Origin of the sequence: Undibacterium sp. Dicai25W (assembly GCF_049340505.1) — a bacterium.
Lineage (GTDB): Bacteria > Pseudomonadota > Gammaproteobacteria > Burkholderiales > Burkholderiaceae_D > Undibacterium > Undibacterium jejuense.
The window spans coordinates 63161-89441 of record NZ_JBMPOQ010000006.1 but is presented as its reverse complement, the minus strand read 5'-3'; the positions used below and the strand labels follow the sequence as shown (position 1 = coordinate 89441).

Sequence of the window (26281 nt, the reverse complement as noted above, 5' to 3'; positions counted from 1 at the left end):
CTTACGGAATTTGTAAAAGTTTATGTGTCTGCAAACTCAGCTTCCATTGTGGATGCTGTTTGCAGAAGTCAATTGCACGACGCAGATTATCATCCCTCAAAGGACCATCCATTGCCTGTACAAAGTAATGTTCAAAATCAAGATTAGCATATGCTGCCATATCCTGACCAAATTGCGGGATAACGACTTTAATCTCATTACCCTTGTGCACAACAAGCTGCGAGCCCATCTTAGGACTGACGCAAACCCAATCAACCCCTTCAGGTACTGGCAAAGTGCCATTCGTTTCAATGGCAATTTCAAAGCCAACTGCGTGCATGGCATCAATCAGCGCTGCATCCAATTGCAACAGCGGCTCACCACCAGTGAATACCACATATTTACTGGCAGGATACGATTGTGGCCACAAAGCATTGATAGTCGCCGCAAGCTCTTGCGCCTGCTTAAATTTGCCACCACCCTCACCATCGGTCCCTACAAAATCGGTATCACAAAACTGACACACCGCCGACGAACGATCTTCTTCACGTCCAGTCCATAAATTACAACCAGAAAAACGGCAAAACACGGCCGGACGCCCGGCATGATTGCCCTCGCCCTGCAAAGTGTAAAAAATTTCTTTGACGCTATAGGTCACGTCTTATTCCCAGGAATCTAATGGCCCACAAGACCGTCCAGGCTCACCAATACGATAAATCAATGCTGTTTTGCTATGCAAACCGGAATAATTTGGATGATGAATGCCAGATGAAATAATTTATGCCAGAAAACCACATAAATTACGCTGAACCGTGAATGATACCACAGCCGCAGAACAAACTTGCCTACTTCTTCTTTTTGTGCTGTTTAAGCATTCCATCGCCAACGTTTTAATCAAGCGTTTTTTGCCACTTTAAATTTTAGAAAATCAAATTTTATATTTCAACAATCGACACTACCCCATCCAAGCCGCATAGACCTTTTGCAATGGCAATTGCAAACCATGATTGCACAATCACTGAATTAACATTTCTCCACTTTCATTTTACATTTCCTGTGACATATTGATATACGGCAACATCACATAAGCAGTGTCGCGAAACGCAGATCATAAGTTGCTAACGACCAACTTAATTCAATGGTGGCAAAAATGAAATTCTCAGCCTTGACAGTCAAAGCAAAAATGATCGCCGGATACGCTTCAGTCCTTGCTCTTTTAGCGATCATTTCAGCCCTCGGACTTTATGGAATGTCAGTCACCAACGATAAATTAAAACATGTCACTGAAGTCAATGCCGTCAAAATGGCATTACTTGAAGACATGTCCAATTCTGTTCATGTTGTGTCACGCGTCATCAGATCAATGGCACTGATTTCTGATCAGGCCACCTACGATCACGAATTTCCCAAAATCGGTGCTGCCAGAGAAGAATATAACAAAGCGTTTGCCGATTTAAAGAAAATGCCACTGGATCAAAAAGGTCTGGATTTCGTTGCTGACATAGAACGGGATATGACTGACGCCAGACCAAAAAATAATCACTTTCTTGAACTCGCAAAACAAGACAAACAAGCTGGCGTCGACTTCTTATTAAAAGTCGCAAATCCAGCAACCAGCATATGGCAAGATCACATTCACCAATTTATCAATTTACAACGTGAGAAAAATAAAAATGATGAATTAGCTGCGGCAGAGGCCTATGCCAATTTGCGCTCACTCATCCTGCTATTGTCGTTTGCAGCCATCGGATGCGCGGCAATCATAGGCACCTTAATCACCCGCTCTTTGTTACGCCAACTTGGCGCAGAACCAAGCTACGTCAACAAAGTGGCTGCGCAGATTGCTACTGGCGATCTGACAGTAGAAATTAATGTCAGTAAAGCGCAAACGAACAGTCTCATTTATGCCATCAAAACCATGCGCGACAACTTCGCTGACATTGTGGGTAAAGTCGCTCGCGGCGCAGAAACAATAGCCAATGCGTCAGCCGAAATTTCCACCGGAAATATGGAATTATCGTCACGCTCTGAGTTACAAGCCAGCTCACTGGAAGAAACCGCCTCATCAATGGAAGAATTAACCAGCACCGTAAAACAAAATGCCGAGAATTCACTCCAGGCAAATCAACTTGCCAGCAATGCGTCTGAAGTCGCCGGCAAAGGTGGAAAAATGGTGGGCGACGTCATCGCAACCATGGGTTCGATTAATGATTCATCGAAAAAAATCGTCGACATTATTAGCGTCATCGACGGCATTGCATTCCAGACTAATATTCTCGCGTTGAATGCCGCCGTTGAAGCCGCACGTGCAGGAGAACAAGGTCGCGGCTTTGCAGTCGTCGCCAGTGAAGTCCGCAACCTGGCACAACGCAGCGCCACTGCCGCCAAAGAAATTAAAACCCTGATCTCAGACACCGTAGAAAAAGTAGCCAATGGCGCGAAGATGGTAGATGAAGCTGGCGCCACGATACAAGAAGTTGTCATCAGCGTCCAACGTGTATCAGCTGTGATTAGTGAAATTACGAATGCCAGCCAGGAACAGACCAGCGGCATCGATCAGATCCATATGGCAATTGCCCAAATTGACGAAACCACACAGCAAAATGCCGCTTTGGTCGAAGAAGCTGCAGCAGCGTCACAATCACTCAATGAACAAGCCGCTGAACTCGAAAAACTGGTGCATTCATTTAAAATCAACCATGATCCGGATAGAAATCCCAAAAGCCAACAACCTCTAAAACTAAAAAAAACGGTAGCAATTAAACCAGCCAGCACTCCAAATCAAAGAAAGCTCAAAATGGTGCCCGCCCTGCCACCAAAGAAAAGAGAAAAAATGGCAAACACTGACAAGGACTGGGTTGAGTTTTAAACCAACGTGAATCAACATAACACGTCAAACACAAAAAGCCCGCAACGATGCGGGCTTCTGGGGTGTCTCTGCCAATCAATACCTGGTGTTGCCAGACATCAAATCATTCCCACCCAATAATTACATTGGAAAAATATACAATGAAATCAAATGGTTGCATTGACATAAAAGATGTGTGTAACTTTTGTGTGAGTTTATGAATCATTTTATTGCGTCTTAAGGATTTGCTTAAGTGTATCTGGTCAATATCCGGTGAGCGTCAACAGCCGTACGGGATCAACCGTGATGTTCGGGAATATCGGTGTCTAAAATCGGCCGCGAGTGACAAACATCAGATTACCGACCAATGCTTATCAACATTAAATCCTGCTAAGAAGTTTGGTATTTGAATGGTTTAGTCAATTTTCTAGTGACCAAGAATCTGATATTGAGCGACTACCAAAATTTTGTGACTGGGACCACGATTCCAGTGAAAATCGCCCAATCCGGCGATGACGGATTTAAGCCTTTAACGATACCAATGTCCACGGTCATGCGTTTAGTCGGGCTGTGACTCACCGCAGCCAGAAATTGTGCCGTATTCGGCACAAGGCGTCGTTTGGTGCCTGAGACCTCCAAGTCCAACTGCCATTTGTCGTCAACGGTATAGGAAAGCGATCCGGCCCAACCGGTTTGAACAGCCCCCTCTAAAGCATCCGTGCCACCTAGGTGCGTCACATTTAGGTTGAGATCAATGTCAATTTTGCCAAAATCATGACTAACAATTCCGTTGATGCCGTAATCCACCTTTCCGGTACCTATTGCCGTGTTCGCCGTGGGCGACTTTACATTGAATTCAAGTCCCAACGCGTTGGACTCGCTGATTAAAAATGCCCGCTTAAGTGTGGCGGTTGTATCACCAAATCCACGATCCACGGCACCGTTGTTGGCATTGCGAACCAAGGCTTCGCCGCCTAAAAGCACACCCCAATTTTCATTAAAAGCCAGTTTAAGTAGGTAAGGTAAGCTGCCGCGACTCACGTCACTAGTCTTAGCACTGAGTCCACCAAATTCGAGCTCCAACTGCCCTGGAGACGACAACTGCGCCGGATTGGATACGGTGGGCCGGTATGGCACAACACCGTCGTCCGCCTCGGCGTGCGCTAGCGAGCAAAGTAGCGAAGTACACACAATTGGCACAATGTGGCGTCTAACCATGGTTGACTTTCATTCAATGTAAAAAATAAGATAAAGCTTGCCACAAATCGCGCTTCGAAAATCACGCGTTAAATATTTTTTTATCTTTGCTAGCCTGAATTGGCATAGCAGGCATACTTTGGTGTGAGCTTCCCCTGCTATTAGGATCACGCGAAAATATGGTGCCAAAACTTGGTTCGCCTAATTGTTCAAAGGTCGACGGCAATTGGATCTTCAGTGCTTTCAAAAATGGGGGGGCCGCCAGATAAGCTAATGCTGCAAAGCCAAAGAATAACCAAAGACTAAAAGGCAGGGATGCCATAAGCGTCCTATCAAAAAAATATAATACTCAACTGCCGACGGGTTTCAATGCCATTACCAACATCCGGTTGGTGTCGAAAGCGGACATCGATGGCATCAACACAAGCATTGCAATGCAATCGGTTGTCGTTACCATGGCGTATGCCGAAACGGTCACACGGTATCTGCTATATATTCGATTCAGTAACGACACTATGCCATGAAAAATGCCATTGATGACCTTAAAATAATCATCAATGGCATTTAGCAAAACCAATTAAATCAAGCGGTTAAAAAACAGTCTCATTCCCACTCAATCGTCGCAGGCGGCTTACCAGAGATGTCGTACACCACGCGGTTAATGCCGCGTACTTCATTGATGATACGGTTAGAGACTTTGCCTAACAATTCATGCGGCAGATGCGCCCAGTGTGCAGTCATGAAATCTTGCGTTTGTACAGCGCGCAACGCCACAACGTAGTCGTAAGTGCGGCCATCACCCATTACGCCAACAGATTTGACTGGTAAGAATACGGCAAATGCCTGGCTTGTGGCGTCATACCAGCTGACTGGCTTTTCTGCATTTTGATCAACGAAGTTATTACGCAGTTCTTCGATGAAAATCGCATCTGCTTTGCGCAGCAAATCGGCAAATTCTTTTTTGACTTCACCGAGGATGCGCACACCGAGGCCAGGACCAGGGAAAGGATGGCGATACACCATGCCGTGTGGCAGACCAAGTGCTACGCCGAGCTTACGTACTTCATCTTTAAACAGTTCACGCAAAGGCTCTAACAATTTCAGATTCAAGGTGTCTGGCAGACCACCGACGTTGTGATGGCTCTTGATGGTGTGTGACCCTTTTTTGCCTTTACCAGCACTCTCGATGACGTCAGGGTAAATCGTGCCTTGTGCCAGCCATTTTGCATTGCTGAGTTTGGCTGATTCAGCCTGAAATACTTCGACAAATTCACGGCCGATGATTTTACGTTTTGCTTCAGGATCGGTCACTCCTTCAAGATGCCCCATAAATTGCGCTGTCGCATCAACGTGTATTACTTTAACGCCCAGGTTTTTACCGAACATCTCCATGACCATTTTGCCTTCATCGAGACGCAACAGACCATGATCTACAAAGACGCAAGTCAGTTGATCGCCAATTGCGCGATGGATCAATGCAGCAGCAACACTACTATCAACACCACCCGACAAGCCAAGAATCACTTCGTCTGTCCCAACTTGCTCGCGGATTGAAGCAACGGCTTCGGCGATATAGTCTGGCATGTTCCAGTCAGATTTACAGCCACAAATTTCGTGCACAAAACGGCTTATAATGGCCTCGCCCTGCACTGTGTGCGTCACTTCCGGGTGGAACTGCACCGCGTAAAAACGGCGCTCTTCGTCCGCCATCGCAGCGATCGGACAATTGTCTGTTGATGCCATTAATTTAAATCCTGGCGGCATTTCATTCACTTTGTCGCCATGGCTCATCCAGACCTTCAACATGCCATGACCTTCTGGTGTCACGAAATCGTTGATGCCGTTCAATAAGGCTGTGTGGCTGCGTGCGCGCACTTCAGCATAGCCAAATTCGCGGACCAGGCCATTTTCTACTTTACCACCAAGCTGCTCCGCCATGGTTTGCATGCCATAGCAAATCCCAAGAACAGGAACCCCAGCGTCAAAGACCGCCATTGGTGCACGTGGAGTATCGCCTTCTGTCACACTATTCGGGCCACCGGACAGGATAATGCCTGATGCGCCATACTCGCGGATGAATTCATCACTGACGTCATACGGGTGCACTTCGGAAAACACACCAGCATCACGGACGCGGCGGGCGATCAATTGCGTGACTTGTGAACCAAAGTCGAGGATAAGGATTTTAGAATGCATAATTCAAATTATCAGGTCAGGTTGCCCGGGCATAGCCTGCACAACAGTATTGTTTCCCGCACTCCTTGCAGATAGCAGGGCTTTTTCAGCTAAGCTGATTAATAGTTCAGGATCTGCATCAGGATATGTGTCGGTTGACACTACACCTGCGCAAATCGTCATTGTTGTTTCTACGTTTTCTACCAATTCTGGATGCGTCATAATTGCCAACCTGATCCGCTCCGTCACAGCCATGACAACAAGGTGTGATGCTCCAGGCAAAACGATCAACAATTGATCACTGCCAAACCGTCCCAAGGCATCAAACGGACGAATACAAGATCTGATCCGGCTGACAGTACGAATTAACAACTGATCACTCAATGCTGCACCGTGAACTGCACGCAAATCATCAATTTGATCAGGATAGACGAATAAGAGCGAAAGCGGCTTTTGTGCCTTACTGCACCGTTCCATCTCAATCTTCAACGAACGGGCTATCGCAACTTTATTCCACGTTCCCAACAGAGGGTCAATCAATGACTCTCGTTTTAAATTTCTATTTTGTTTAACCAGCTCGATTTGATTTTGATAAATTACACCAAGTGCTAGCTCGCGCTCGATAATGGTTGCAAAATCAGCCAACAACAAATGCTGATTTTCCGTCAGCTCTCGTGTTTGATAATCTAACAGCCTGATGCAACCGACCAATTTCGCGTCTTGCCCATAGATTGGGTATGAAACATAAAAACGGATAAACGGGTCGCCCATCACGTGCCTATGCTCCGCCAACAACGAATGCGCACTAAGATCAGAAATGACTAAAAACTCATCAGACAAAGGAAGACTGTCTGAAAAGCTCGCCTCCATTTCAGTAATGGAGCGACCACTACCGCCGGATCTACCACTCACATGCCCAAAGGTAACGAAACAATTTGCCACCGAGAATAACTGCAACCCCAATCGCTCAAAACGACCAATTTTTACATCAAATTTTTCAGTCAACATCCGTTCAAAACCGGTATTAACCACCAATGATGTCGTAGCGTTGAATCCTTCCAGACTTGTCGTCATGCAGTACCCCCGGCAAAGCTAGCTAATGTTAGTCAGCACGGTAATTTGGCGCTTCCTTCGTAATCTGAACGTCATGCACATGTGATTCGCGCATACCAGCAGAAGTAATTTCAACAAATTCTGCCTTCGTATGCAAATCGTCGATAGAAGCGCAACCACAATAGCCCATCGACGAACGAACACCACCAACCAATTGATATAGAATCGCCAAAACGCTACCTTTGTAAGGAACGCGCCCTTCGATCCCTTCTGGCACCAGCTTGTCGGCATTATTGGCAGAATCCTGGAAATAACGATCAGCAGAACCATCCGCCATCGCGCCGAGACTACCCATACCACGGTAAGATTTATAGCTACGACCCTGGAACAAAATGACTTCACCAGGTGCTTCTTCGGTACCAGCAAACATACTACCCATCATCACAGTAGATGCACCAGCCGCCAATGCCTTCGATACGTCACCAGAGAAACGTACCCCACCATCCGCGATACAAGGAACACCAGTACCCTTAAGTGCATTTGCCACGTTAGCGATTGCAGAAATCTGCGGAACACCAACACCGGCCACGATACGTGTAGTACAAATAGAACCAGGACCAATACCAACCTTAACCGCATCGGCACCATGCTCAACCAATGCCAATGCCGCGGCAGCAGTAGCAATATTGCCACCGATCACCTGAATGTGCGGATAATTATCTTTAACCCAGCGAACGCGATCCAGAACACCTTTAGAGTGGCCATGGGCGGTATCAACAACGATCACATCAACGCCAGCTTTCGACAGCAAATCGACACGCTCTTCATTATCTACACCAACACCAACGGCTGCTCCAACCCGCAATTTACCCAATTGGTCTTTCGATGCAAAAGGATGTTCAGTCGATTTTTGAATATCTTTAACTGTAATCAAACCACGCAATTCAAACGCCGCATTGACGACCAGTACACGCTCAAGACGGTGCTTATTCATCAAACGCTTCGCCTCGGACAAATCAGCCGATTCGTCAACGTAGACTAATTTATCACGCGGTGTCATTTTGGCACGAGCCTCAGCATCCAACTCTTCTTCGAAGCGCAAATCGCGGTTGGTAATAATACCGACCACAACGTTGCCTTCAACGACAGGAAAGCCACTGATTCCATATTGTTGAGATAAAGCGATCACTTCGCGGATTTTCATGCTTGGTGGAATAGTGATCGGATCACGTAACACACCAGACTCAAAGCGCTTGACCTTCGCCACTTCGCGAGCCTGCTCTTTAGCTGTCATATTTTTATGAATAATACCGATTCCACCTTCCTGAGCCATGGCAATTGCAAGCCGTGCTTCAGTGACAGTATCCATGGCCGCAGAAATTAAAGGGATATTTAAATGAATATCACGTGTTAACTTTGTAGCAAGCGAAGTGTCTTTCGGGAGGATGTCCGAATATGCCGGAACGAGGAGCACGTCATCGAATGTGAGTGCTTTTTGAAGTAAACGCATAGCATTTCCTATAGGCGCAAAAGCAAATTATACAGAAAACTTGCGAACTCGTCTCGCTACGTGTAAAACTCTTGCATCTTTTCATCCATTATTCATAACCATCGAGAGAACAACATGCTTAAGCAACGCACAATTCTCGCTTTACTCAGCACTTTCTTTGCCTGCGCTTCGGCTTGCGCCCAATACGTATGGGTCGACGAACATGGGAATAAGCAGTTTTCAGATACCCCGCCACCATCTTCCGTTCCCAAAAATCGTATTTTGAAAGGCAAAAATCTGATCGATAGCAATACGGACACTGGCGATGCCTCAAGTTCCAGCAAGGCTGCTGATACACCTCGCCAGAAAACTGATTCTATTGCCAGCCGAAACGAGGACTACAACAAACGCAAAGCTGAACAAGCAGAAAAAGATAAAAAAGCGGCAGAAGCACAGCAAGCTGCTAACGACAAAAGCAAAAACTGTGAACGGGTTAAGTCGTATCAGAAAACACTAGAATCTGGCGCACGCGTTACTGCCACAGATAAAAATGGTGAACGCAACTATCTAACGGATGAGCAGCGTGAAAAAGAGCTTGCTGACACCAAAAAAGCCGGTTTAGGTTGTTAAATAATCGGATTATCTATTCTGACTATCGCCCATTTTTTACGGCGCGGCGGCGACGCGCCTCCATCGGATCTGCAAGCAAAGGACGATAAATTTCTATCCTATCGTTGGGATGCAAGTGCGAGTCCAATGACTTCAACTTACCAAAAACCCCAACTTTTTGGGTTGCCAGATTAATCTCAGGTAATTGTTTCAAGATACCACTATATTCAATGGCATGAAGTAGTGTAGAACCCAAAGGCACGCGAACCTCTAACAAAATGACTCCTGCGCCATCTGAATAGCACACCTGAACTGATATCATTTCGTTATTCTGCATAGATTGCTTCCGCCCTCGCGCAAAACGCATCGACAAAGCTGTTTGCTATTTTACTAAAAACGGGGCCAATCAAATGTTCCAATAATTTACTTGAAAATTCGTAATTCAGATCAAACTCTATCTTACAAGCATCAGCACGCAATTCGATAAATTGCCAACGACCGCTTAATTGTTTAAATGGCCCCTCCACCAGATTCATTTGCATAGAATGTGGTGCTTGATTTATATTTTTAGTCGTAAAACTTTGCTTTATGCCGTGATAATTAATTGAAAGCGTTGCCGTCAGGTCACTTTCCGTACGTTCGAGAAGCTTAACCTCACCACACCAAGGCAAAAAGTCCGGGTAATTTTCGACGCGCTCCACCAATGCAAACATTTGCGCTGCGCTATAACCAATAAAAACTGTTTTATGTACGACTGCCATCCAGGGTAACCATTTGGTAGAATCACAAGTTCGCATTTTAACCGAGTCATCCCCGCATCGAAATCCTCCTGGAGGAAATTGATAAGGAAAAGTAACCTATTTTCATCTAATGAGCATCGCTGATAACAAAAAAGCCTTCCACGACTACTTTATCGAGGAACAATTCGAAGCTGGAGTCGTGCTACAAGGCTGGGAGGTCAAAGCTATACGCGCAGGCCGACTGCAACTTAAAGAAGCTTACGTCATCGTCCGCGATGGTGAAATTTTCTTGTTTGGCGCCCACATCGGCGCCCTTCCGACTGCATCAACACACATCCATCCAGATTCCGTGCGAACTCGGAAGTTATTACTCCATGCAGCAGAAATCAGTAAGCTGATTGGTAAAGTAGAGCGTTCTGGCTACACCATGGTGCCACTGAATATGCACTTCGTTAAAGGCCGCATCAAATGTCAGATCGGCCTTGCCAAGGGTAAAAAACAACATGACAAGCGCGATACAGAAAAAGAGAGAGACTGGCAGCGCGAACAACAGAAGATCATGAAACAACACCGCCGTTAAGACTCAATGGATATCGATCCATACCAAATTTATTTTTTAGGTGGATGTAATTCTTGCTCAACGTCGCGCACCTGCTGACGCAGCGCGCGACGCTCCTCTGGCGTCAATTTGCTTTTTTTCTCTTTAGGCTTGACGTTTTGCGGGGAATTTGCTGTTGATTTACCTCCAGCTCTAAGGAAGAAGCTCCCGCCAAACTCTCTTGAAGAAAAAAAACGAGTCCTAGCGCTCCTGACGTCAGAGTGCACCCATCCCCTTAACTCTTTATTATTAAGCAATACAGACGCACGAAAGCCACTCTCTTGAGCATAGGCTGAGTTGAAAAATAAGATAGTTGTTAGCAGAATAAGAATTCTGGCTGAAGGCAAATTCATTACGTCATCACTAGATTCTAAGAAAAAACACCCGAAGAATGCTGACCGCACACCACTAAAAAAGAAATACCACTCGTTAATATATTACCTATGTATATGCAAGAGTTAGATACACAAGTGCAGCAGAGCAATAAATAATGAGTAAAATCGTTAAGCAAGGTAAGATGAGGAACTCAAATAAAACGTTTCGCCTAATGAAAGAGTCTAAATCACGCATCTTAAATTGATCTTTCACAAATCGAAAAATATGTAACAGTGTGTAAGTCTAGCAATTAACAGGTTTCCAAGCACGGACGATGCCAGTAAGATATTCATATGAACACTCATCATTCCACTACTGACACCCCTTCAACTGCCGCTAGCAGTTCCCCAAAAGCAAAAATCCTAGTTGTAGACGATGATTTGCGTTTGCGCGAACTCCTACGTCGCTATCTGACCGAACAAGGATTTCAGGTAGTCGGCGCGGAGAATGCTCAAGCCATGAACAAGTTCTGGATGAGAGAGCGCTACGACATGCTTGTGTTGGATTTAATGCTCCCCGGCGAGGACGGTTTAGCAATCTGTCGACGCTTGCGCGGCGCTGGCGACCGTACACCTATCATTATGCTGACTGCTAAAGGCGAAGAAGTTGATCGCATTATTGGATTGGAAATGGGCGCTGACGACTATTTACCTAAACCATTTAATCCAAGAGAATTAGTTGCAAGAATCAACGCAGTGTTACGGAGGAAAGTGCCGGATGAACTACCCGGCGCACCCTCCGAAGGCCCGCAGACGTTCACATTCGGCGAGTTTACCCTCGATTTAAGTACACGTACTCTCAAGAAAAAGAATGAGATGGTGTCTTTAACGACAGGGGAGTTTTCTGTACTCAAGGTGTTTGCCCGTCACGCACGCCAGCCATTATCCAGAGAAAAACTCATGGAACTAGCACGTGGTCGAGAATATGAAGTATTCGACCGGAGTCTGGACGTTCAAATTTCTCGCTTGCGAAAACTGATAGAACCCGATCCATCAAATCCTTTATACATTCAAACGGTGTGGGGGCTCGGCTACGTCTTTATTCCTGACGGACAAAAAACTTAAACGTCGGGTTTCAGATGCAAATGCGTTCCTATTTAAATAGTCTTGAATGGCTACGCAGCGGTCTGTTTTGGCGCACTTTTTTCATGCTGGCTGCACTTGTGATGGCCAGCATGACTGTCTGGTTTATGAGCTTCCGGACTTTAGAGCGCTACCCTCGCGCACAACAACTTACCACACAGATAACATCCATCGTCACCATTACTCGCGCCGCACTCACACATTCGGCACCTGAACGACGAAAAGAATTATTACTCGATCTGGCAAACAACGAAGGCATACGAATTTACACCTTAAATGAAGGTGATAAAACCGACCCACCAGAAACTAGCGCTTTTTTTTCTGAGCTAAGCTATTTGATGAAAATTCAGATGGGCAAAGAAACGCGTTTTGCCAAATCAGTCAACGGAATAGAAGGTTTTTGGGTCAGCTTTGATATTGAAGGCGACCAATATTGGCTGCGACTTGAAGAAGATCGCTTAGATCCACCGTTTACCCTACCAATCATTAGCTGGGCTTCAGCAACACTGATTTTTACCCTGCTCGGCGCCGCAATTATATCCAAATTAATCAACGATCCATTATCTCGCTTAACGAACGCAGCGCGACTTTTGGCGCAAGGCAAGCAACCGCAACCACTGCCTGAGATAGGCCCGAAAGAAATACGCGAAACAAATGCCAGTTTTAATAATATGGTAGAAGATCTGGCCAGGATTGAAACCGATCGCACCATCATTCTTGCGGGTATTTCCCATGATCTGAGAACACCCTTGGCTCGTATGCAACTAGAGGTCGAAATGGCAGTACTCGATGATCAGGCACGCACGGGAATGCAGTCTGATCTGGCACAAATGGATGCCATCATCAGCCAATTTTTGGATTACGCAAAACCGATTGATAGTCTGCGCTTCGACATGATTGACATTAGCGCATTACTGGAACAAGTAATCCACGAGTATTCCCGCGTTAATTACTTGCACATCCATTCATCGATTGCACCTGGCCAGATAATTTCTGGCAACACCACTGAATTGCGGCGCATGTTTAGCAATCTGATAGAAAATTCGTGCCGCTATGGCAAAAATCCTGACAATCTAAATACCGTCATCGAAATACAGTGCAGCCTTAAAAATAAAGGCAAAAAGCAAGGCGTTCTGGTGAGCTTCCGCGACTATGGCGAAGGTGCAAAGAGTGATGATCTCACCAAACTTCTCAAGCCATTCACGCGCGCCGACGCGTCACGTAGTCAAGCAAACGGATCTGGTCTCGGACTCGCTATTGTCGACCGCATCGTACGCCGACATCGCGGTCGAATGCGCATTTACAATCACGACTATAAAGGCTTCGTTGCCGTCATGATTTTTCCTGAAATCAAATTCAAGTAGAGTCTAAAAACAGCCTCAAAAAACTTCAGCAAGCGCCAACAAATTTCAAAACATATTCGAAAAAAAATCCCGTTATCAGACTCGATAACGGGATTTTATTCTTACCCTACTTTGATCGCATTAGTTGTAGTTTATTTTGAGCCAGCCAGAGCAATTTGAACTTCTGATTTACTTTTTTCGTTTACATTACCTTTGACTGATTTTTCATCGGTTGACTTTTGCACTTCAGCTTTTTTTACTTGCACTGGCGCGGCCAGTTCATAACTCAATTGCATATTTGCGTTGACCTTTGAGGGGGCAACAACAACGTGCGCACGTTGAACCTGAGCTGGTACATTCACTGCAAACGCGGAAGAGACTGGTAGGTAGCCACCAAAACCTGCAAACCCTACTGCGCCAACAACACCAGCACACATCATTAAGCCGGCAAGTACTGATGGACGCATACGGAAGCGGAAACGCTCCTGAACTTGTACCATTTCAGACTCAGCCAGAACATCGATATCTTCCACAGCAACAGGAGCGTTAGCCAATATTTGCTGAACTTGCATGCGCCATTCTTGTGTCAGTTGCTGCTTTTGACGCAATTTGGCGATCAATTCATTCGCCACATTTTCTGCCTGTTGACGCTCAGCCTCAAGCTTCAAGCGCACTTGTTCTGCCTCGGCTTGCAACGCACATTCTTGTTCGAGAGCGAGCTGTTTTAAATTTTCAGTTTCAACCGATTGCTGTTCTTGAAGCAGGCGAATTTGCTCTTGCAACTGCTTTTGCAACTGATCTTGCAGAGCTTGTTGCTGCAAATCTTCTTCCGACATTGTCATTGCCTGATGTTGCAATTTCTCCTGAGCTTGCTCAAGTGCATGTTTAGCAGCCGCTTGCTCCGCGCGACGTTGCAACAACGTATCAGCAAAAGCGGCCTCTTGTTCTTCCTGTAGAGCCAAATCAGCCAGCAATGTTTGTTCAGCCTGAATACGCAAGGCGACATCTTGAGCTAACTTTTGTTCAATTGCGAATCGCTGTGCTTCCAATTCCGCAAGCGCCTGCTCTTGGGCAATGCGTTCGTTCATGGCGGTAATTGCTTGTTGTGCCTGCTCTATCTGCGCCATTGTGGCGATATTTAACGACTGTTCGAGTGCTAATTTTTCTTGCTCGAACGCAGCAGCTTCGACAGCCAGACGGGCGCGCTCCTTGCTCTGTGAAGCAAGTTCAGCCTCTACGTGCAAACGATCTTCGGATGCTTTAAGCAGCAATACTTCTGCATCCATTTTTTCTTCAATCGCCTGCAAGGCCTGCTGTTTTAAACGCAAAGTTTCTTGCTCGCGCTGTTTTTGTTGCTCCAATGCCGTGATTTCACGCTGTGCAAGCTCAGCATTCTGCAGCTCTAATTGTTGCAATGAAAGTAATTCATTTGCTTTCGTTTGGGCCAATTCTGAAGCTTCAATTTGTGCTGCGGCATGCATCAATGCCAATTCTGTCGCTTCTTTTTCAGCATTCAGTTTCATCTGCATGGCAACATTCGCGTCCTGCTCAGCCTGTGCGCGAATGTCGGCTAATTGCAAATATTCCTGCTCCGCCTGCTGGCGCTGCTCCGCTTCTGTCAGCGCTTTTTGCTCAGCCACAATTTTCTGCTGAACAGCACTTAACTCTTCTAAAGCCGCTGCCGCACGACGATTTTCCAAAACCGCTAAGGCTTCAGTTTCACGCAATTTTTCTTCCATTGCATTAGCTGCCAAGCGCTGTGCTTCAGCGTGTTCCTGCGATTTCACAAAAATCGTCTGTTCGGTTGCTAATTGTTGTTGCGCGGCGGCATTCGCCAATTGTTCTTGCTCGGTACGCTCTGCAACAACTTTAGCCAATGCCTGCTCTGCCTCTAATCTTTGCTGAACAGCGGATTGTGCCTGCAATTCAGAATGAAGTTTCGCATCGAGTTCGATACTTAATTGCTGCTCAAGCGCCAAGCGCTGCTGTTCAGCACGGCTAGACTCAAGCAATAAAGATGTTTTTTGTTCGAGCGCTGCTGCGGCTTCACGTTTGATCAATGCCTCTTCAGCGGATTTTGCAAGCCATTGTTTTTCTGCCGAATTCAACGCGACCACTGCTAATCTCGCTTCCTCATCGCTTTGATGACGAGCATAAATTAAGGCGACATGTTCTTGCTCAACAGCCAGGCGGGCTTGTGCAGCCTCGATTGCGTTCGCTTCGGCTTGTTGCTTTTCAGCCAGCATAGCAATCAAGGCTTGTTCTGCTTGATTACGCTCTTCTTGCGCAGCACGCAATTGCTGCTCTTGTTGCAATCGTTGGCTTGCCAATTCTGCCATCAATTTTTGTGCATCCACATGCGCCGCCAGCTCTTGATGCAACGCACGCTGTGCAGCAAGCGTCGCATCAGCAGCGAGGCGCGCAACATGTTCTGCATGTGCGTTTGCCTCAGCAAATTCTTTTGCCTGCGTTTCGCTACACAAACGACTCTCTACTTCTTGCTGAACTCTTTTTTCAGCAGAAAGTTTCTGTTCTGTCGTTTCCAATAACGCAGCATCATCTGCAACACGTTGCAAAACAACTTGCTCTAACTCAGCGATACGCCGATTTTTTTCAACTACTAATTGATGTGCTTTGTGCTGGCTAGCGGCGTAGGCCTGCGCTTGCGCTTGCAGTGCTCTTTCTGCCTCCAGTTTTGCCGCTGCCATTTCACTCGCCTCTTGTTCTGCACGAGCGCGAGCAGATGCTGCAATTGCTTGCTCTTGCTCAGCCTGAGCAGTGGCCTGAGCAGCGGCGTGGGCGATTTTTTCTGCTGCTAATTTCTCAGCGGCGGCTTGGGTAGCTATTTTTTGAGCTACTGCTTTTTCTTGTTCTAACTTGGCTTGCTGCTCCAGCGCTAATGCTGCTTGCTGTTGAGATTGTGCCTTTTCTTGTTCCAAGCGAGTCAATTGGGCTGCTGCTTTAACCCTGGCCGCAGCTGCTTCGGCAGCGAGTTGTTCAGCTTTCGCCTGTGCCGCGTTTTCTTCGCTTAATTTTTTCTCTTCAGCCAACTTGAGCTCAGTCGCAACACGCAAATTACGTTCAGTTTCAAGCAAGGTCAGATGTTGATTACGTTGTTCTTCTTCTACTTTGGCTTTTGCTTGCAACTCCGCTGTCAATTGCTTCTCAGCTTCGAGTTTCTCGCGAATAGAAGTTAATGCCGTTTGCTCGGACTCCGCACGCAATTTCAATGTTTTACCAAGCTCTTCTGCTTCCAAAACTTTCTCTTGAGCCGCTTGCGCTGCCTGCTTTTGCAGCTCGGCATGCTCTTGCATTTTTTGCAGACGTGTCTGTTCTGCCTGAATTAAGGCCAGACGAGTTGTTCTGGTTTCCGCTTCTTGCTGCTGACGTGCTTGCAATACATTCACATGCTCGCGATCAGCGTGCGCACGTGCAATGACCTGTTCAGCAGTGGCGCGTTCCGCTTCCAGTTTTTCTTGTGCTGCACGAATAGCTTGCTTTTCGGCTTCATTTCTTACCTGCTCTGCACGGGTCATTTCCAGCGCCTGGCGGCTTTTGAGCTCCGCCATGGAAGCTGCTTTGAGTTGCATTTCTTTTTGAATTTCTGCCTGTTCTAAGGCTTCTTTTTCAGCCTTTGCAGCCATTTCAAGCGCGATTCTTTGCTCGCGTTCCGCCTGTTCTTTGGCTTGCGCGATGGCTTTCATTTGCTCCTCAACACGCTTTTTGTTCTCAGCTTCTAGCTGTGCAGCCTGCTCCAGTGCCAGCTTTTCCTCGGCCGTTTTGAGCATTTGCTGAACTGCGTCAGCACGACGACGTTCAACGTCGAGTTTTTCGTCCAGGATCTCCATCGCTTTCGCCTCATCTTGAGCGCGTTGCTGTTGCACGCGCAGCAGTTCAGTCACATCCCTGCTCCGTTTGACCGTTGCTTCGGCCATTTTTTGTTGCAGGTCGGCTTGCTCCATTGCTTGCTCTAAAGCAATTTTTTCTGCTGCACACTCAGTTTCCTGGGCAATACGCGCTGCACGTTCGGCGGCCTCTTGCATACGCATGAGTTCAGCATGAGTTTGATCGGCTTTGGCACGTGCCTCCGCTTCTTCAGTTCTTTGACGCTCTGCCTGAAGCTTTTCTTCTAAGGCAGCAGCCGCTTTTTGTTCTGCTTCGGCACGCTTTTGCTCAACCTGGGTGAGTTCTTGTGCACGTTTTGCCTTCAATTCAGAAGCGATATTGGCGCGTTTTAAGAGTTCAGCCTGGAACGCACTAGCACTCAATGCTTGTTGTTCTGCATCGGCTTGCTGGCGCGCCGCTTCAATCGCGACTTTTTCGATCTCAATTCTTTCTTTTGCGAGCTTAGCAGCGCGTTGCTCTTCCGCCGCACGCTGACGTGCAATATCGGTTGCCTCCTGATCGGCGATACGACGCTGACGTGCTTCTTCCGCCGCCTCGGCTTCGGCTTGCATGCGTGCGCGCGCTTGCGCGTCCGCTTGCTGTTCGTTTTCTATGCGGCTCATTGCTGTGGATTGCAATTCACGTTCGGCACGAATACGTGATTCAGTAACCTGGCGAATTTTATCTTCAGCTTCACGTCTTGCCTGGGCAGTAGCTGCCGCTGCTAATTCGGCTTGTTCACGGCGGGTCGCAGCTACATGCAATTCTTGTTCCGCCTGCATGCGCAGTTGAATTGCTTCGGCGGCACGACGTTCAGATTCCATGCGCGCCTGGGCGATCGCATCTTGTTCTTGTTCTATCGCTACGCGGGCCAGAGCATCCTCACGGGCACGGGCTTCTATCGGTGCACGGTTGAGTGCAAATTCCAGCGCCATTGCATCGGCCTGTTCGCGTTCTTTACTGACTTGTAAGCTTTCGCTACGAACTTTAACCAGTGCTTCGGCGGTTTCGCGCGCTTCACGCTCACGACGTTCACGTTCACGCGCTAATTCAGCAATACGTGCGTCAGCACGAGCGCGCTCCACTGCTTGCTGACGAGCGTCTTCGGACGCAGCGACCCGTTCTGCCGCCCATGAGCGTGCAGTTTCTGTCTGCTTACTTAATTTAACAGCGGCCGCTTGTGCCTTGGCGGTGATTTCTTGCTCTGCTTTAAATTGCAGCTCGGCACGCGCTTTTGCTTCTTGTTCTAATTTTTGACGCTGCTCAGATTGTGCTCGGGCACGGCTTTCCATTTCGGCGCGTTCTTGTAAGTCGCGTGTTTCTTGCTCATTGGCGGCGATACGAGCCACGCTGGCAGTTTGGGATTGTTTCTCAGCAAGCAATCTAGCTTGACTGCTTTGCACAGCTTCTTGTTCTATTTGAAGCTTTTTCTGAGCTAATTCTGCAGTTTCTGCTTCAACCTGCGCGCGCGACTCAGCCAGCATACGCGCTTGGGTTTCTGCTTTAAGGCGGGTTTCTGCAGCAACGGTTGCACGTGCTTCAGCTTCTACACGCGCAATGGCTTCGCGAATGCCTTTAACGTCTATCCGGGAATTCGACTCAAGCGCATCAGGAGAAGACGAGAAATCTTCTTTCTGATCGGCGAGGCGATCGAGAGAGAATCCTCCCAAAGAAAATTTGTTTAACAATGTCTGATTGCTGTCCATACTTCACTCCTGATTTGGTAGCCGTTCCCCAAAATAGCCGGCCTAGCCATTTCGGAACTTCTTACCCTTAATTATCAATGAAGAAAAAACAAACAATCCTGCAAGCAAAGGAAGAAAAACCCCTCTATTCGCGCTTATTCAAAAGCAAACAGCCCCACAACTTAGCTAGGAGACGTAAAATAGCGGTCACTTCAAATTTAGCTGGAGAAATATCTTGAATGAATTAGTCACAGAAATAAAACACCCGTTGGTACAACACAAACTGTCCTTAATGCGCAGCAAAGATACGCCAACCGACAATTTCCGCCGCTTATTACGTGAAATCAGCCAGATGCTGGCCTATGAAGTGACGCGTGATCTGCCTATCGAATTTACAAAGATCGAAACACCGATTCAAACTATTGACGCGCCGACCATCAGCGGCAAAAAATTGTGTGTGATTTCAGTATTACGTGCAGGCAATGGCATTTTGGATGGCATGTTGGATTTATTGCCAAACGCCCGTGTCGGCCATATCGGTTTGTACCGTGACCCAGCAACCCTGGAACCAGTTGAATACTATTACAAAGTACCAGAAGATATCGCTGAACGCCTGGTGATTGTGGTTGACCCTATGCTGGCAACGGGCAACTCTGCTGCTGCCGCAATTGCACGCCTCAAATTGGGTGGCGCAACAAGTATCAAATTTGTTTGCTTGCTCGCCGCACCTGAAGGCATCAAAGTCATGCAAAATGCACACCCTGACGTACCTATTATTACCGCGTCGATAGACCAATGCTTAAATGAACACGGTTATATTGTTCCTGGGTTGGGAGATGCTGGTGACCGTTTGTTCGGTACTAAATAAATCTTAGTTTTCCCTGCAAAAAAGCTCCAGCCTGACGCTGGAGCTTTTTTTAAATCGGGCCCAAAATATAAAGAGCCCCTGATTGATCACTTAACAAATTACCAAGCGATCGACGTGGGGCTCTTTGTATTTACTGTCAAATAAATCAGGTTTTTGGTAACGTAACGCCGTGCTGCCCCTGGTATTTACCGCCACGATCCTTATATGAAGTTTCGCACACCTCATCACTTTCAAAGAACAAAACTTGCGCGCAGCCTTCGCCAGCATAAATTTTCGCTGGTAATGGTGTCGTATTGGAAAATTCCAACGTCACATAGCCTTCCCACTCAGGTTCAAATGGCGTGACGTTGACGATGATACCGCAACGAGCATAAGTGGACTTGCCAAGGCAAATGGTTAACACGCTGCGTGGAATGCGGAAATATTCCATTGTGCGCGCCAGCGCGAATGAATTTGGTGGAATGATGCAAACGTCGCCTTTAAAGTCGACAAAGGATTTCTCATCGAAATTTTTTGGATCAACGATAGTGCTATTGATGTTCGTGAAGATTTTGAACTCATCTGCGCAGCGAATATCGTACCCATACGAAGACGTACCGTAGCTCACAATACGCTGACCATCTTGCTCGCGCACTTGTCCAGGCTCGAACGGTTCTATCATACCCGTTGACTCCGCCATGCGACGTATCCATTTATCCGATTTAATACTCATGCATATCTCCTGCCTAATTAATCTTGAATGCGATTTTACGCGAAATCAGCACGACAAATAAGCACGATCAACAAACAAGACAAGGAATTAGCCGCAGAATTGCTTAATTCTGCGGCTAATGCATAGGATTAACTGTAAAAATATGCGGCGAAACTTATTAATGCGCGATCTGAGGCACTTAAGCAGATTGACGGACTTCTGCGGCAGCGGCCTTAATCGCCGATTTGATCCGGGAATAAGTACCACAACGGCAGAGATTTCCACTCATTGCATTGTCAATATCTTCATCGCTAGGATGTTTATTTATAGCCAGCAATGCGGCGGCACTCATTAGCTGTCCTGACTGACAATAACCACATTGCGGAACATCATGGGCGATCCACGCTCGCTGCAAAGCATGACTGGCATCCGCTGAAAGTGACTCGATCGTGGCAACATTTTTATCTGCAACGCTAGCTAACGGGATCTGACAAGAACGAACGGGATTACCGTCAACATGCACAGTACACGCGCCACACAAAGCAGCGCCACAACCAAATTTGGTGCCAGTTAAACCTAATTCATCGCGTATCACCCACAATAATGGCGTGTCAGCTTCAGATTGGCAGGTTACGGATTTTCCGTTTACTTTTAAATTGGTGGACATGCATGTCTCCTGTCGGATTTATTATTTTTAAGTGAATATTGTAAAATCAGTTCCGTATTTAAATATTTATAGCTAGCGCTGACTATTCTATCTCTATCGGTGCAAACCTCGGCACGCGCACACCATCAACTTCAACCATTTCAAAAAAAACGTCTTTGGGACGAGTCCAGACAGTACCGTTGTGTGAGCGATAAACAATGACAGGACTAAGGTCAGACTCTTGGGTGGCCTCGCACACCAATTCGTAAACGCCACCTTTGTAATGTCGAAATTTTTGCACTGTTCCCACCTTTTTTTGCGTTTTGTGTAAATCTTGGCACTGAAACTGCTTTTTTAGAAAAGACGGCACCTTTGCAGCACTCATTTTATTTATTTCAATCAATAGTTGCGGGTCCACAGTCTCCGCAGCATACCGCTCGGAAATTTGTTGAGCAACATAGATCAGTAGCTTAGAAGCAACTTCAGCGTCTGCTTCTGCGCGGTGCGCCGCTCCTTGAAAACGGATTCCCAGCGAAGACGCAAGTTTGCTTAACGAATAACTTGGCATCCCTGGAAAAATCCGTCGCGCCAATTTTACCGAACAAACCAATCCGTCATGCGCAGGCCACAACCCCTGTCTGTCGCTCTCCGCCTTGAGGAATTTCTCATCAAAACTGGCATTATGCGCCGCCAGTGTATCGGTTCCAATAAAGTCTAACAGCTCAGGCATGACCTCAGAAACCGGTGGCGCTCTATCGACCATCGATTGAGTAATACCAGTCAATTCAGTAATGTAATACGGGATACGTACGTTGGAATTAATGAGCGAAACAAAGCGATCGACAACTTCCCCACCAGCTATTCTTAAAGCGGCCACTTCAGTGACGCGCCCGCCCTGCTCCGGACTCATCCCTGATGTTTCAAAGTCAATCATGACAATAGGTCTTGCAAACATATTTTTATTATTGAGGAACTAAGGTTAAAAAAAGGCATCCATCTATACTAGCCCTTGACCTCGCTTGCTATTCATGGAGAACTTTGGCGATTCGAGGGCTAAAAGAGGGCTAAACAAATTAACTCTTTATTTGCGCAAGACTTTGCAACTTTTCCGGCAAACCCTCAATGCCGTCGAACATACAGTTTTGCACAAATTCTCCCGCATTGTAATCGCTGTCAGCGATTCAATCAGAACTACACACATAGGATTGCCTTCTTCGCAAGATTATCTGCGAAAATAGATTGTCGATTAACGATCGAAAAGGCGGCAGCATCAATATGACAAATTTTATACAGAAGCTACAGAAGCATTTAACAGTACCAACAAATGATTTATTGCGCGACCTGACTTATCGCCGCTTATGGACATCGATACTGATCAGTTCCTTTGGCGCTCAAATTACTATGCTCGCTCTTCCCCTGACCGCGGCGGTGCTACTCAAAGCCAGCGCCAGCCAGATGGGGATTTTGACGTTTATGGAGACGCTCCCTTTTGTGTTGCTATCACTCCCGTCGGGAGTGTGGCTGGATCGCGTTAAAAAATTGCCGGTCTACATTGCGGGAGAGACTGCGATCGCGCTTGCTGTTGCCAGTGTTCCAGTCGCATTCTGGCTAGGCTCGGTGAATATGGTCTGGCTGTACATCGTCGGGTTTATCATCGGCATGGTCAACACCACCGCCGGATCTGCTGCGCAAATTGTATTGACGCAAATTGTGCCACGTGAACGACTGGTCGAAGCACATGCTAAAAATGCGCTGGCAACCTCTGGCGCAGAAATCGCAGGACCAGCTGCTGCTGGCGCACTCATCAAACTACTCGGAGCGCCATTCGCACTGATTGCTGATGCCATGCTTTTATTAAGTTCTGCACTGATATTACGCGGCGTTAATGTGATCGAACAACGTCCCGTCAAAAAAGATTCACATTTCTGGCGTGATTTAAAAGAAGGTGTCTCCTTTGTCGTCAATAAACCCTTACTGGTTGCACTAGCTTTTGCCGTTGGCACATGGCAACTGTGTTACAACGCCGCTCTGGTGGTGCAAATTTTGTTTGCGACTCGCGTATTAGGCTTATCTGAACAAGCGGTCGGCTTTAGCTACATGGGCATGGGTGTCGGAACCATTATCGCCAGTGTGTTTGGCTATCGTATCAGTCGTAAATTAGGACCAGGCCCCTGTTTAGTAACTGGCATTGCCATTTGCGGATTAGGCTGGAGCATACTCGCTCTGGCTCCTGAAAATCAATGGGGCGTGGCAGCTTTTGCTTTGATGTTGATGTGCTTTTCTATTGGCGGCGTGCTGATTTTCATCAACTTCCTCGCCTTACGGCAGGCGGTCACGCCCGAGCCTATGTTGGGACGTATGACAAGCACTATGCGATGGTTGATTTTAATCCCAGCCGGCCCTGGTGCATTGATTGGCGGCTGGATGGGTGAGTACGCGGGCCTTCGCTATTCCTTAGGATTTGCGGGAATAGTCGCCTTATTACTGGCTTTTTTTGCTTGGCGAAATCCGATTATTCGCTCAATCAAAACACTGCCGGAACTTCATGAGCATGACGAAAAGCCACACGCCTGAAATCCTGATTGCAAAATCGCGGCTAAAAGCGGGATAATGCACGACCCGCAATATATTTAGACTTTGTCACTTAACTCCCCCGATATGCAGACGAGAGTGGCGAAACGTAGCCTGGCGCATTCAAAATAACTGATTGCGCCCTTTTTTGAACAATTCAAGGTACACACATGGCAAAAGAAATGTCCCCGTCAACATTTAAGCCGTATATTCCAGCCTCGGCAAATTTGCCGGAAATGACGCCACGCGCATTGATTATGGGCGTCATTCTGGGAATGATTTTTGGTGCGTCATCACTCTATCTGGTGCTCAAAGTTGGCTTAACGGTTAGTGCGTCTATTCCAGTCTCTGTGATCGCAATCACTTTGTTCCGCCTGTTTAATAAATTAGGCGCAAAAGACTCAACAATTCTGGAAAATAGTATTACCCAAACCGCAGGTTCTGCAGGCGAATCACTGGCATTTGGTTTGGGAGTTACGATGCCAGCGATCATGATTCTGGGTTTTGATCTGGAAATCTCACGCGTGATGTTGGTGGGCTGCCTTGGTGGTCTACTCGGAATTCTGTTAATGATCCCTATGCGTCGCACCATGATTGTTGAAAATCACGGTGCCCTGAAATATCCAGAAGGCACCGCCTGCGCCGAAGTTCTCAAAGCTGCCGCCACTGACAGCTCAAGAGAGGCTGCTGGTGAAGCCAGCGATCCACACGCGCAAGATGATGCCAACAAACGCGCACGCATTATCTTTAGCGGATTCGGTTTGGGTCTGATCTACAAAATTGCGAACGTCGCACTCAAAGGCTGGAAAGACACGCCGGAAACCGTTTTTGGCGCACCTCTTGCAAGTGGCTCGATAGGCGCTGAAGTGTCACCAGAATTATTAGGTGTAGGCTACATCATCGGCCCACGTATTGCTTCTGTGATGGCGGCCGGCGGCGTGATGTCATACTTGTTGCTGATTCCTATGATTAAATTCTTTGGCGATGCACTTAGCGTGCCACTCTCTCCGGGAACGATGTTGATCAAAGACATGAGCCCACACGATATTCGCAGCGCCTACGTGCTGTATATAGGTGCGGGTGCGGTTGCAACGGGTGGTTTAGTCAGTCTGGTACGCGCCATGCCAACGATCTGGCGCAGTATGTCTGCCGGCCTCTCTGGCTTGAAAAAGGGTGCGGATAGCATTACCAGCGGCACTGTATTACGTACCGACCAAGATATCCCAATGAAATGGGTAGTAATCGGTGCATTGGCCATTATTGCCGTTATCACTTTTGCGGCACCGTTGCATATGAACCTGCTGGGCGCGCTGTTAATTCTGGTGTTCGGCTTTTTATTTTCTACCGTTTCTTCACGTCTGACTGGTGAAATTGGCTCCTCGTCGAATCCAATTTCTGGTATGACAGTCGCAACACTGCTCTTCACTTGCCTGGTTTTCTTATTGATGGGCTGGACAGGCGGTAAATACTACGTCACAGCCTTATCTGTTGGCGCGATTGTTTGTATCGCCTGTAGTAATGCAGGTACAACTTCACAAGATTTAAAAACCGGTTTCCTGGTGGGGGCTACTCCAAAACTGCAACAGTATGCGATTCTGGCTGGTGCCTTATCTTCCGCCTTAATTCTCGGCCCTATTTTACTGAAATTGAATGACGCAGGCACAGTCTACGTTCCAGCAGCACAAGTTGCTCCTGCACTGACAACTGACGCTTCCAAATTAACAGAAACTGCGCAACTGCAAGGCCCACAAGCAGAACAAGACAAAGCAACGTATCGCGTTTGGCATAAAAATGACGCCGTAGGCGCACCTGCAGGTAAATACCTGGTCAATGATGCTGGCAAAGTCGTCTACCTCGTCGATCCGGGTATCAATGGCGCTTACAAGCAACGTCCAGATGGCACTAGCGTGACAAAATACGACGCACCAAAAGCAGTGTTGATGTCGTACATCATTAAAGGCATTTTGGACCGCCAATTGCCTTGGACACTTGTTTTGTTCGGCGTCATGATCGCAGTAGTATTAGAAATGGCTGGCATTCCGTCTCTGGCTTTTGCAGTTGGTGTTTATCTGCCACTCTCCTCCTCTGCACCGCTTTTCGTTGGTGGCATGATACGTTGGTTGGTTGATCGCAGAAATAACAAATTAGATCAATACAAAAACCTGAACGAAGAAGAAATGCAAGCCGCTGGCGATCGCAGCTCTGGCGTTTTACTCTCTTCCGGCTATATTGCTGGTGGTGCATTGGCAGGTATCGTCATCGCATTTACCGCTGGTATTCTGACAAACTTCGATAAAGCAATTGGTGACTGGTCGACAGCACACAATCCTTTTTTTGAAGGTGCTTATTCTGACGGATTATCCTTAATTCCGTACGCGTTTATTGCGATTCTGCTCTACTGGATTGCCAGGGAAAAGAACATTAAACAATCCTGATTTGGCTAACCA

The 26281-nt window shown here is 47.0% G+C and carries 21 protein-coding genes; 8 read left to right on the top strand and 13 right to left on the bottom strand.

Annotated features, from left to right (window positions below; genetic code table 11):
• Position 1 precedes the first annotated feature (1 nt).
• The gene (gene queE / locus ACO0KY_RS09140) at positions 2–637 is read right to left on the bottom strand and encodes a 7-carboxy-7-deazaguanine synthase (protein ID WP_422989198.1); all 636 of its coding nucleotides are present in this window, start codon (positions 635–637) and stop codon (positions 2–4) included.
• Positions 638–1129: 492 nt separating this feature from the next.
• Between queE and ACO0KY_RS09135 the strand changes: the two genes are divergently transcribed.
• Positions 1130–2848, top strand: coding sequence for a methyl-accepting chemotaxis protein (locus tag ACO0KY_RS09135; protein ID WP_423045429.1), 1719 nt, complete (start codon positions 1130–1132; stop codon positions 2846–2848).
• A 435-nt stretch (positions 2849–3283) separates the two neighbouring features.
• On the opposite strand, the gene ACO0KY_RS09130 is transcribed toward ACO0KY_RS09135, so the two are convergent.
• From ACO0KY_RS09130 to guaB, 5 genes are all read right to left on the bottom strand, one after another.
• Complete coding sequence (locus tag ACO0KY_RS09130; RefSeq protein ID WP_423045427.1) at positions 3284–4045, bottom strand: transporter; 762 nt, start codon at positions 4043–4045, stop codon at positions 3284–3286.
• A gap of 61 nt (positions 4046–4106) precedes the next feature.
• Positions 4107–4346 carry a hypothetical protein gene (locus ACO0KY_RS09125; protein ID WP_423045425.1) on the bottom strand — a complete coding sequence of 80 codons (240 nt, stop codon included), beginning with the start codon at positions 4344–4346 and terminating at the stop codon, positions 4107–4109.
• A 281-nt stretch (positions 4347–4627) separates the two neighbouring features.
• The gene (guaA, locus tag ACO0KY_RS09120) at positions 4628–6220 is read right to left on the bottom strand and encodes a glutamine-hydrolyzing GMP synthase (protein WP_423045423.1); all 1593 of its coding nucleotides are present in this window, start codon (positions 6218–6220) and stop codon (positions 4628–4630) included.
• 3 nt (positions 6221–6223) lie between these two features.
• Positions 6224–7273, bottom strand: coding sequence for a GGDEF domain-containing protein (locus ACO0KY_RS09115; protein WP_186910635.1), 1050 nt, complete (start codon positions 7271–7273; stop codon positions 6224–6226).
• Positions 7274–7301: 28 nt separating this feature from the next.
• Complete coding sequence (gene guaB, locus ACO0KY_RS09110) at positions 7302–8762, bottom strand: IMP dehydrogenase (RefSeq protein ID WP_423045420.1); 1461 nt, start codon at positions 8760–8762, stop codon at positions 7302–7304.
• A 114-nt stretch (positions 8763–8876) separates the two neighbouring features.
• Here guaB and ACO0KY_RS09105 point away from each other — a divergent pair, with 114 nt between their 5' ends.
• On the top strand, positions 8877–9371 hold the full coding sequence (locus ACO0KY_RS09105) for a DUF4124 domain-containing protein (RefSeq protein ID WP_423045418.1): 495 nt from the start codon (positions 8877–8879) through the stop codon (positions 9369–9371).
• Between the two features lie 22 nt (positions 9372–9393).
• On the opposite strand, the gene ACO0KY_RS09100 is transcribed toward ACO0KY_RS09105, so the two are convergent.
• Together ACO0KY_RS09100 and ACO0KY_RS09095 are read right to left on the bottom strand one after the other, a co-directional pair.
• The gene (locus tag ACO0KY_RS09100; protein ID WP_423045416.1) at positions 9394–9687 is read right to left on the bottom strand and encodes an RnfH family protein; all 294 of its coding nucleotides are present in this window, start codon (positions 9685–9687) and stop codon (positions 9394–9396) included.
• Positions 9677–10111, bottom strand: coding sequence for a type II toxin-antitoxin system RatA family toxin (locus ACO0KY_RS09095; RefSeq protein ID WP_186910632.1), 435 nt, complete (start codon positions 10109–10111; stop codon positions 9677–9679). The genes ACO0KY_RS09100 and ACO0KY_RS09095 overlap by 11 nt, the downstream gene beginning before the upstream one ends.
• 109 nt (positions 10112–10220) lie before the next feature.
• On the opposite strand from ACO0KY_RS09095, the gene smpB reads away from it, so the two are divergent.
• Positions 10221–10670, top strand: coding sequence for an SsrA-binding protein SmpB (gene smpB / locus ACO0KY_RS09090; RefSeq protein WP_186910631.1), 450 nt, complete (start codon positions 10221–10223; stop codon positions 10668–10670).
• Between the two features lie 29 nt (positions 10671–10699).
• Here smpB and ACO0KY_RS09085 read toward each other — a convergent pair whose 3' ends face one another.
• The gene (locus tag ACO0KY_RS09085) at positions 10700–11041 is read right to left on the bottom strand and encodes a hypothetical protein (RefSeq protein ID WP_423045414.1); all 342 of its coding nucleotides are present in this window, start codon (positions 11039–11041) and stop codon (positions 10700–10702) included.
• Between the two features lie 315 nt (positions 11042–11356).
• On the opposite strand from ACO0KY_RS09085, the gene ompR reads away from it, so the two are divergent.
• Both ompR and ACO0KY_RS09075 read left to right on the top strand, forming a co-directional pair.
• Entirely contained in the window at positions 11357–12127 is a 771-nt protein-coding gene (ompR, locus tag ACO0KY_RS09080; protein ID WP_186910629.1) for a two-component system response regulator OmpR, read from the top strand.
• 20 nt (positions 12128–12147) lie between these two features.
• The gene (locus ACO0KY_RS09075; RefSeq protein WP_423045650.1) at positions 12148–13509 is read left to right on the top strand and encodes an ATP-binding protein; all 1362 of its coding nucleotides are present in this window, start codon (positions 12148–12150) and stop codon (positions 13507–13509) included.
• A 131-nt stretch (positions 13510–13640) separates the two neighbouring features.
• On the opposite strand, the gene ACO0KY_RS09070 is transcribed toward ACO0KY_RS09075, so the two are convergent.
• Positions 13641–19079, bottom strand: a complete 5439-nt coding sequence (locus ACO0KY_RS09070) for a hypothetical protein (RefSeq protein ID WP_423045411.1) — start codon at positions 19077–19079, stop codon at positions 13641–13643.
• A 214-nt stretch (positions 19080–19293) separates the two neighbouring features.
• Between ACO0KY_RS09070 and upp the strand changes: the two genes are divergently transcribed.
• Positions 19294–19926: a uracil phosphoribosyltransferase gene (upp, locus tag ACO0KY_RS09065; RefSeq protein ID WP_422994396.1), complete on the top strand. Its 633-nt coding sequence runs from the start codon at positions 19294–19296 to the stop codon at positions 19924–19926.
• 145 nt (positions 19927–20071) lie between these two features.
• Here upp and dcd read toward each other — a convergent pair whose 3' ends face one another.
• The 3 genes from dcd to ACO0KY_RS09050 all read right to left on the bottom strand — a co-directional run bounded on the left by dcd (position 20072) and on the right by ACO0KY_RS09050 (position 22218).
• Entirely contained in the window at positions 20072–20638 is a 567-nt protein-coding gene (gene dcd, locus ACO0KY_RS09060) for a dCTP deaminase (protein ID WP_186910626.1), read from the bottom strand.
• Positions 20639–20816: 178 nt separating this feature from the next.
• A complete protein-coding gene (locus tag ACO0KY_RS09055) occupies positions 20817–21284 on the bottom strand; it encodes a (2Fe-2S)-binding protein (RefSeq protein WP_423045408.1) in 468 nt (155 codons plus the stop codon).
• A gap of 82 nt (positions 21285–21366) precedes the next feature.
• On the bottom strand, positions 21367–22218 hold the full coding sequence (locus ACO0KY_RS09050; RefSeq protein ID WP_423045406.1) for a DUF1653 domain-containing protein: 852 nt from the start codon (positions 22216–22218) through the stop codon (positions 21367–21369).
• Positions 22219–22538: 320 nt separating this feature from the next.
• Here ACO0KY_RS09050 and ACO0KY_RS09045 point away from each other — a divergent pair, with 320 nt between their 5' ends.
• Both ACO0KY_RS09045 and ACO0KY_RS09040 read left to right on the top strand, forming a co-directional pair.
• Positions 22539–23837 carry an MFS transporter gene (locus ACO0KY_RS09045; protein WP_423045404.1) on the top strand — a complete coding sequence of 433 codons (1299 nt, stop codon included), beginning with the start codon at positions 22539–22541 and terminating at the stop codon, positions 23835–23837.
• A gap of 167 nt (positions 23838–24004) precedes the next feature.
• Positions 24005–26269: an OPT family oligopeptide transporter gene (locus ACO0KY_RS09040; protein WP_423045402.1), complete on the top strand. Its 2265-nt coding sequence runs from the start codon at positions 24005–24007 to the stop codon at positions 26267–26269.
• Positions 26270–26281: the final 12 nt, after the last annotated feature.